Origin of the sequence: Mesorhizobium sp. M7A.F.Ca.ET.027.03.2.1, from assembly GCF_003999175.1 — a bacterium.
In the GTDB taxonomy this organism is placed as follows: Bacteria; Pseudomonadota; Alphaproteobacteria; order Rhizobiales; family Rhizobiaceae; genus Mesorhizobium.
The window spans coordinates 1-5,635 of the sequence record NZ_RZOM01000333.1; the positions used below are offsets into that span (position 1 = coordinate 1).

The 5,635-nt window shown below is 63.4% G+C and carries 6 protein-coding genes; 4 read left to right on the forward strand and 2 right to left on the reverse strand.

The window, feature by feature from the left end:
• The coding region (locus tag EN750_RS16200) for an anhydro-N-acetylmuramic acid kinase (protein ID WP_145967699.1) at positions 1 to 825 on the reverse strand (825 nt) is incomplete at its 3' end.
• A gap of 372 nt (positions 826 to 1,197) precedes the next feature.
• Here EN750_RS16200 and EN750_RS16205 point away from each other — a divergent pair.
• The 4 genes from EN750_RS16205 (at position 1,198) to EN750_RS16220 (ending at position 5,073) form a co-directional block, all read left to right on the forward strand.
• On the forward strand, positions 1,198 to 1,890 hold the full coding sequence (locus tag EN750_RS16205; RefSeq protein WP_127397006.1) for an SDR family NAD(P)-dependent oxidoreductase: 693 nt from the start codon (positions 1,198 to 1,200) through the stop codon (positions 1,888 to 1,890).
• A gap of 186 nt (positions 1,891 to 2,076) precedes the next feature.
• Complete coding sequence (locus EN750_RS16210) at positions 2,077 to 2,916, forward strand: transporter substrate-binding domain-containing protein (RefSeq protein WP_164748642.1); 840 nt, start codon at positions 2,077 to 2,079, stop codon at positions 2,914 to 2,916.
• A 1-nt stretch (position 2,917) separates the two neighbouring features.
• A complete protein-coding gene (locus EN750_RS16215) occupies positions 2,918 to 4,279 on the forward strand; it encodes a cation:dicarboxylase symporter family transporter (protein WP_127397007.1) in 1,362 nt (453 codons plus the stop codon).
• A complete protein-coding gene (locus tag EN750_RS16220) occupies positions 4,276 to 5,073 on the forward strand; it encodes an amino acid racemase (protein ID WP_127397008.1) in 798 nt (265 codons plus the stop codon). The genes EN750_RS16215 and EN750_RS16220 overlap by 4 nt, the downstream gene beginning before the upstream one ends.
• 36 nt (positions 5,074 to 5,109) lie before the next feature.
• Here EN750_RS16220 and EN750_RS16225 read toward each other — a convergent pair.
• A partial coding sequence (locus tag EN750_RS16225) for an iron chelate uptake ABC transporter family permease subunit (protein WP_145967702.1) occupies positions 5,110 to 5,635 on the reverse strand: 526 nt, incomplete at its 5' end.

A 5,635-nucleotide genomic window follows, 5' to 3' on the forward strand; every position in this document is an offset into this window, starting at 1 on the left:
CAGCAGTGCCGCGCCATCCTCCGCATCCAGCCCTTCCGCCATGGCGGCGCCGAAGTCGAAACGGTCCAGCGATTTGGGATAGGGCTTGGTGAGATAGGGGTGCTGCAGCAGCTTGGCCAGCCGCGCCTCGTCCACCTTGCCCGCACCGCCGAGCGCGCCGTCGCGGTCCATCTCGCCGAGCCCCTTCGACTTGATGAAATCGTTCAGCGGCGCGTTGGCGGGGCCGGTGTCGAAGGCAACGACATTGTCGGCGCCATCCCACCAGGTGATGTTGGCGACGCCGCCGAGATTGAGCACCGCCACCTCGCCATTGGCGCCGGCGCCGCGCATCAGCGCGGTGTGATAGACCGCGGCCAGCGGCGCGCCTTGCCCCCCGGCGCGCATGTCGGCCGAGCGGAAATCGTAAGCGACCTTGGTACCCAATATGGCATGCATCAGCTCACCATCGCCGAGTTGCCTTGTCTGGCCCAGCCGTCCAGCCTGCGGCGCACGATGCAGCACGGTCTGGCCGTGAAAACCGATGACGCCGATATCGGCCATCGTCACGCCATAGCCTTCGACCAACTCCTTGACGGCTGCTGACTGGGCACGCGTCAAGGCTTCCTCCGCGGTGCGGAAGATCGCCGGCTCCGGCCCGACAAAGTTCCACGCCCGCGCCTCCGTCAGCGTCTCTTCCAGCAGGGAGCGGATCGACGGAGGATAGGGCATCAGCCGGTAGGTGCCGAAATCCTCGATACGTTCGCCGTCGGTCTTGATCAGCGCGACGTCGATGTTGCCGTCCAGCACCGTGCCGGTCATCAGGCCGACGGCCCAGATTGGTTCCATAGTCGTTTCCTTGTTGAGCATGATCTTTTCCGAAAACCGTTTCCCACTTTTCGGGACCACGCTCCAGTCCCATTGATGAGATCGCCGACAGCTTTGCGAAACCTGACGATTCTACCGTCAAAATATTGGTCTAATGAATCCGGGCAGCGGGCAAGGTCCAAGCCTTGCCCCTTTCGAAGTGGCGGTCTCGGTGCTGAAGGCCGAGCGGCTTTCGTAGCGCCACAGGCGATGTTGGACCGCGCAACGTCGTTTCTGCAGCCCGTCTGGTTCAACAGCCACCGAGATGCCACCTCTTGCCTGCCGGCCGCGAAGGCGCGACCTTGCCTGATCTGGCGAAACGCTTCCGCCGAAATCCGCAAGGAGAGAAAAATCATGACCTCATCCGATGTGGCCGTTATTGCAGGCGCGGGCGCTGGTCTGAGCGCCTCGCTTGCGCGCCTTCTCACCCGGGAAGGCTTTCGCGTGGTTCTGGCCGCCCGCAACGTCGAGAAGCTCAGCGCTCTGATCGACGAAACCGGTGCTCTGGCCGTTGAGACGGATGTCGCCGACGCTGCGTCCGTCGCCAGGCTGTTCGACACCGCCGACAAGGCCGGCACGCTGGCGCTCCTGGTGTTCAACGCCAGCGCACGCACCCGCGGCCCGATCGCCCAGCTCGATGCGGAAGCGGTCAAACAGGCATTGCTGGTCGGCGCCTATGGCGGCTTCCTGGTCGGCCAGCAGGCGGCGCGCCGGCTGCTTGTCCGGGGATCCGGTTCGATCCTGTTCACCGGCGCCACTGCCAGTGTGAAGGGCTTTCCCGGCTCGGCCGGCTTTGCCATGCCGAAATTCGGCCTGCGCGGCCTGGCGCAGTCCATGGCCCGCGAACTCGCCCCGCAGAACATCCACGTCGTCCATTTCATTATCGACGGCCAGATCGCGCCGCCCGGACAGGCAGCCGATCCCGACCGGCCGGACCGCCGCCTGTCGCCGGATGCCATCGCCGAGGCCTATCTCACAACCCATCGCCAGCATCGCAGCGCCTGGAGCTCGGAGCTTGAGTTACGGCCCTGGATTGAGACGTTTTGACAACCCACCTGATCGCCCGGCGGGAAGCAACGCGATCCTTCCGCTTTTCCTAATATATTAGGCAATGCTGATATTTTGTGGCGCTGAGCTGCTTATCCAATACATAAAAAGGCACAGTGTAATATATACGTTTGTTTAACGCGGGTTGTGCATGTTGCAGCTTTCCCGGGTTAATTGAGAACGCGCATGTCGGTTACACGTCGTACACTGCTTGCGGCCGGGAGCGGCGGGTTGCTGATCTCGCAAGCCCGCGCAGCCAGCACTCCGGGACAGCAGGCGGAGAACGCCCCTCAACCTATCGCGAGCGGCGATGCATTGCGCATCGCAATGCCGGCCTTCGCTTCCAATCCGTTCTTTCCGGCCGACGGATCGGGGGACGATGGCATAGACATGGAGTTGGCCCACGGCATCGCCGCGGCGCTTGGCGTCGAGCCGGTATTCGACCGATCCGCCGCAACGTTCGACGATATCGTCAGTCAGGTCAGTTCCGGACAGGCCGACATGGCGATTGGCAAGCTCAGCCGGACGCTTCAGCGCGGCCGGTCGATCATCTATTCCCGCCCCTACGCCATGCTGCGGCAAGGGCTGATCGCCAACCGCCTCAACCTGGCGCGTATCGCGCAAGGCAAACCGGCCGAACAGATCGTCCGTGATTTCTCAGGCGATCTTGGCGTGATCGAGGGCTCTTCATTCGCCACCTATGCGGCCACGACCTTCCCGCATGCGCAAATCCACCGCCTGGCAAGCTGGGATCTGATCATCGATGCGATCCGAAACGGGACGATCGACATGGCCTATCGCGATGATTTCGAGATCAAGAAGCTGATGGTCGACGATCCGTCGATGACGGTCGTCGCGCGCTCGATCACGCTGACCGACAAGGTCGATACGATCGCAGTCGGCGTGCGGCCCGACAATCCGCACCTCGCGGCCTTTGTCGATCTCTATCTCGATCTCGCGCGGGGTCAGCAGATTCTCAACACGGATGAGATCATCGCCCGCTATCGCCTGGGGAGCAAAGCCTGACATGGCCATCTCCGAGGTAGCCGGACCCCTGCCTTTCGACTGGCGCCTCGCGGCAAGCCGCATCCTGCGCTCGCCCGTGACGACGATTGTGATGATTGCTGCAGGGATACTGTGCGGCCTCTATTATCCAGACTTCGCCCATGCGATCAGCCCTGTCGCACAGCTCTACCTGAATTTCCTCAAGATGGTCGTCCTGCCCTATTTGGTCTCGTCGGTCATCTTCTCCATCACGGCAATGGTTCAGGATCCCAAATCGGTCCGCTACCTCGGCAAGGTGGGTATGGCCGTTCTGGTCGTGTCGTTCCTGAGCGTGCTGGTGAGCGGCACCTTGTCGTTGATCCTGCAGCCGGGCCAGATCGAGAATCCGCAGTCGCGCATCGAGCTTGGCGAGTTCATAAATTCGCAAGGCAGCGTGTCCACCGATCTCGCCTTCCCGTTCCAGCCGCCGCCCTCCAATGGGGATCCCAATGGCGGGCACTCGATTCTGCTCGACCTGGTGCCGAACAACGTCTTCAACGCGCTTGCCTCGGGCCAGACCATCCAGGTTTTGCTGTTCTGCCTGCTTTTCGGGCTCGCGATGGGGAAGATTCCCCAGCCCACGTCCATGAGCCTGACCCAAGCGCTCAACGCGGTCTACCGGGCCTGCACGGTGCTCACCAACTGGTTCATCTGGGGGTTGCCCTTTGCAACCTTCATCCTGATCGCGGACCAGACCGCGTCGACCGGAACCAAGCCGCTCACGCTGATGGGCGGTTACCTGCTGGTGATGGGCCTTTCCTGCCTCATATTCGTTGCCGGGGCTTTTGCCATTATCGCCATCCGGTCGCGACGAAGCTACTGGACCACGATCAAGACCTGCCAACCCCTTCTCATGGTGGCCATCACCACACGCTCTACGGTTGCCTCGCTGCCTTGGGTCATCAACCTTTTGAGCGAGCGCCTGCGGTTCAGCCTGGTGGTGGTCGAACTGCTCGTGCCGCTGCAGGCGGCATTGCTGCGCACTGGCCCGGCGCTGCTCTACACTTCGGGTGCGCTGTTCATCGCCCAGCTTTACGGCCACCAGCTTGCAGTCTCGGACCTCGTGCTCGTCGGCATCATCTCAGCGCTTCTCGCGCTCACCACCGGCGGCATGGGTAGCCTGCTCATCCTGTCCCAGATGTCCATCGTGTGCGGCTACCTGAAGCTTCCCTTCGAGGCGGCGTTCGTCCTGTTCGTCGCGGTGGATGCAGCCGTCGACACGTTCATGACGCTGGCCAGCGTCTGCACCGTCGCGGCGAGCACGGCAATGATCGCTCCCAGCCACAGGGAGACGACGCAGCCTGACGTCGCCTCGGACCAGCTCGAAGCCGAGCCTGTCAGATGATCGACGACAGCATCCGTCCCCAGCTCGGCATTATCGGCGGTCTTGGGCCGCTTGCTTCGGCTGATTTCTACTTCAAGCTGACCCGGATGACCCAGGCGCTCAGAGACAACGAACATGTGCCTGCCGTGATTCTCAGTGTCCCGCAGCTGCCCGACAGGACCGAAGCGATCCTTGCCGGCCATGATGGGCCGCTGGCGCCTTTGAAAGCCGCGGTCGCGACGCTCAATGCGCTCGGCGTCGCCCGCATCGCGATGCCGTGCAACACCGCCCACCATTGGTACGGCCAACTGGCGGCGAATTCGCGCGCGGAAATCATCCATATCGGAGATGCTGTGGTGACGGAGACGCGTCGCAGCCTGGATCAGGGCCGGGTTGCTGTTCTCGCCACCCAAGGCACGCTGGTCTCCGGCTTCTATCAGGACAGGATGTCGGCGGCGGGATTTGAGCTCTGCCTTCCCGCGAACACCGAGTTTCAAGCCTGCGTCGACAGCGCGATCAGCCTCGTCAAGGCAGGTTCGATCGCGGATGCGGCGGTTGAAACCGAGCGCGCGCTCGACATCGCGCAAGCGGCCGGCGCCGATGCAGCCCTGCTCGGCTGCACCGAACTGTCGGTGGTGGCCGCCAGCCTCAACGATATCAATGGATTGGTCGTCATCGACAGCAATGCGGCCTTGGCGCGAGCCTGTCTGACACGGTTGGGCTTCGGTGCCCAGGAAGCCCGCGGCCTGCCGACCGTATCACGGCTGCCGGAACGTGACCGATCGATGCGCGCCAGCTTGGCCGCACTGGCCTAGCCCTTTGGATAGAACCTCATAGCATTTCGGAACCCGTCAGCCCTGGCGCGGCACGCCCTTGGCAAGCAGGTAGACGAGATACGGCCCGCCAAGCAGCGAAGCGAACAGGCCGGCAGGCAGTTCGTAGGGAAAGGCCGCCATGCGCGACAGCCAGTCCGATACGATCATCAGCAAGGCACCCAGAACCATCGCTCCGGCGAGATGGACGCGTGCGCGCGAAAAGCCGACCAGCCGGGCAAGGTGTGGCGCGATCAGGCCGACGAAGCTCAACGGTCCGACGACCATGGCGGCCAGCGCGGTCAGGAGCGCGGCAACGACGATCAGCATCAATCGTCCGCCAGCGACCGGCACGCCCAGCCCGCGTGCGCTGTCGGACCCGAGCGGCAGGATGTCCAGCCAGCGCGCGGCGAGGAACAGCGGCAGCGTCAGCGGCAACAGGCAAGCGAGTGCTAGCCCTGCATCGAGCGCCGTCGCCTGGCCGGTCGAGCCGCTCAGCCAGCGCAACAGAATGTAGGACTGTGCATTGCCCATGGCGATCGTCGCGGTGATCGCAGCGCTGCAC

Excerpts from the sequence above, each read along its gene's own strand:
- EN750_RS16205 (WP_127397006.1), top strand. The coding sequence starts at position 1,198 with ATGACCTCATCCGATGTGGCCGTTATTGCAGGCGCGGGCGCTGGTCTG.
- EN750_RS16210 (WP_164748642.1), top strand. The coding sequence starts at position 2,077 with ATGTCGGTTACACGTCGTACACTGCTTGCGGCCGGGAGCGGCGGGTTG.
- EN750_RS16215 (WP_127397007.1), top strand. The coding sequence starts at position 2,918 with ATGGCCATCTCCGAGGTAGCCGGACCCCTGCCTTTCGACTGGCGCCTC.
- EN750_RS16220 (WP_127397008.1), top strand. The coding sequence starts at position 4,276 with ATGATCGACGACAGCATCCGTCCCCAGCTCGGCATTATCGGCGGTCTT.